At 32.4% G+C, this 2,087-nt stretch carries 2 protein-coding genes and 2 pseudogenes; all 4 read left to right on the forward strand.

The window, feature by feature from the left end:
• Nucleotides 1-239 (forward strand): annotated as a pseudogene (locus KTR07_RS27975) (hypothetical protein); the annotation flags it as partial.
• Nucleotides 232-1,254, forward strand: a complete 1,023-nt coding sequence (locus KTR07_RS27980) for a plasmid transfer protein (RefSeq protein WP_217315577.1) — start codon at nt 232-234, stop codon at nt 1,252-1,254. The pseudogene KTR07_RS27975 and the gene KTR07_RS27980, both read left to right, overlap by 8 nt.
• A gap of 32 nt (nt 1,255-1,286) precedes the next feature.
• Nucleotides 1,287-1,901, forward strand: a complete 615-nt coding sequence (gene traK / locus KTR07_RS27985; protein ID WP_005647312.1) for a conjugative transposon protein TraK — start codon at nt 1,287-1,289, stop codon at nt 1,899-1,901.
• Nucleotides 1,901-2,087, forward strand: a pseudogene (locus KTR07_RS27990) (hypothetical protein); the annotation flags it as partial. The gene traK and the pseudogene KTR07_RS27990, both read left to right, overlap by 1 nt.

A 2,087-nucleotide genomic window follows, 5' to 3' on the forward strand; every position in this document is an offset into this window, starting at 1 on the left:
ATGATATAAATAAAAAACTTGTCGAATATTCTTCTAATGGCGGTAATAAAGAACATGTTGAAGTTATAACTGATGAAGTTACTAGAATAAAAAAGAACATAGATATAATCCATGATTCACATATGAGTAACTCTAAAAAAAGGGAAGCCTATTTAGATTTTGATAAAGAACTAATAGAGGTTCTTTCATTAATAACAAGATTGAATAATATAAATAAAACAATAATGAGCCATGAATGAGTTAATAGATAAATTCTTATTTGAATTATTTGATGGACTAAGAGATAAAACAACTGTTCTATTCGGAGAATTTATTGCGGATGCAAAAGCATTGGCAGCAATCTTTATGTTGTTATATTTTGGAGTAGAAAGCTTCAAAATGATGAGTGGAGATAAAAAATTAGAGATTATCCCGTTATTGCGTCCATTCGCACTGGGATTGGTTCTTATGTTCTGGATTCCCTTTATTAATCTAATCAGTTATCCCGGAGAGTTATTAACAGCACGAAGCAAGGCTATGTTTACGAATCAGATAGAAGAAGTAGAATTACTTTCTCGTAATAGATATGCACTCATTGATAGCGTAGCAGTAGAGTTATTACATACTTCATTAGAAGTTGAAAGAGCCGAAAATGAAGTTAAGGATAAGAAATGGTATGATTTTAGTATAGACTTCTCAGCTATTGGAGACAAGATAGCTGGATTATATGTATATGTAGTCGCTAAGGTTAAAATGATAATGTTTAATATCATTGAATTTATTGTCGTTACTTTTTGGCAAGTATGTACCTATTTTGTCTTTTTCCTACAAATCATATTCACAGGAATATTAGTTATTCTTGGTCCACTAGCTTTTGCATTCTCTGTTTTACCTGCATTTCGGGATGCTTATATACAATGGATAGCTCGTTTTGTCAGTGTTAGTTTATATTCATGTATTGCATATATAGTATTATCAATTTCTTTAGTAGTAATGCAATATGGGATAGAAAGAGAAATTGAAATTTTAGAATATGCGCTTAGAAATGAAGCTGCATTTGTCATGTATGTCGGAATGACCTCTGGAGGTGTCAATAGCTTCCTTCTTACAGCATTACTTGGAGCATTTGCCATGCTTACAATACCTTTTGTTTCTACATGGATTGTAAGTACAACTGGAGTAGGGCAAGCAGTAGGAGGCATGGTTGGAGGAGCAGCCATCGCAACCAAAGCTGTAGCAGCTCCGGCTACAGGTGGAGCCAGTGCAGCTATGTAAAAAGATTCATTAAATTTTAAATTCACATAATCATGATTATTAAAAACTTAGAAAATAAAATCAAATTAGCCGGAATTTTATCCATTGGCTGTTTTGCAACTAGTATAGTTATTTCAGGTATGGTACTAGCCTTTTGTTTCTCTTTAGTAAAAGCTGAAAGAAAAAAAATATATGTTTTGGATAATGATGTCCCTGTACTAGTAAAACAAACTGGTACAGAAGTCAACTTGGAAGTCGAATGTAAGAGCCACATAAATCTATTCCACACTTTATTTTTCACATTACCACCAGACGATGAATTTATAAAATACAACATGGAAAAAGCCATGTATCTAATTGATGATAGCGGATTAAAACAATATAATAATTTAAAAGAAAAAGGATATTTCAACACCATATTAGCGAGTTCTGCAACAGTAACAATTATGACAGATAGTATCAAGGTGGACATGAACAACCTATCTTTTGAGTACTATGGCATCCAACGTATAGAGCGAGAAACCTCTATTCTAAAAAGGCAACTTGTAACTACAGGGAAATTAAGACAAATTCCACGCACTGAAAATAATCCTCATGGACTTATTATCACAGATTGGAAAACGATACTAAACAAAGACCTAGATTATAAAGTAAAAAAGAATTTCTAATGAAACTGTTTAAACATAAAAAGAATGATAGAAAAGAAAGTATCAAGACTAAAGCCGAGCAAGCTACAGTTGTTCTTCTTACTAAAATATTTCAAAAATTCGGAGTTAATAACGCTTGTGAACGCTTATTGGCGTGGGCTGATATACACCGTAAAGCTATGTTTGGAATTACGATTTCATTCCTTT

Source organism: Bacteroides sp. MSK.20.82, assembly GCF_019052485.1.
Classification (GTDB): Bacteria; Bacteroidota; Bacteroidia; order Bacteroidales; family Bacteroidaceae; genus Bacteroides; species Bacteroides thetaiotaomicron.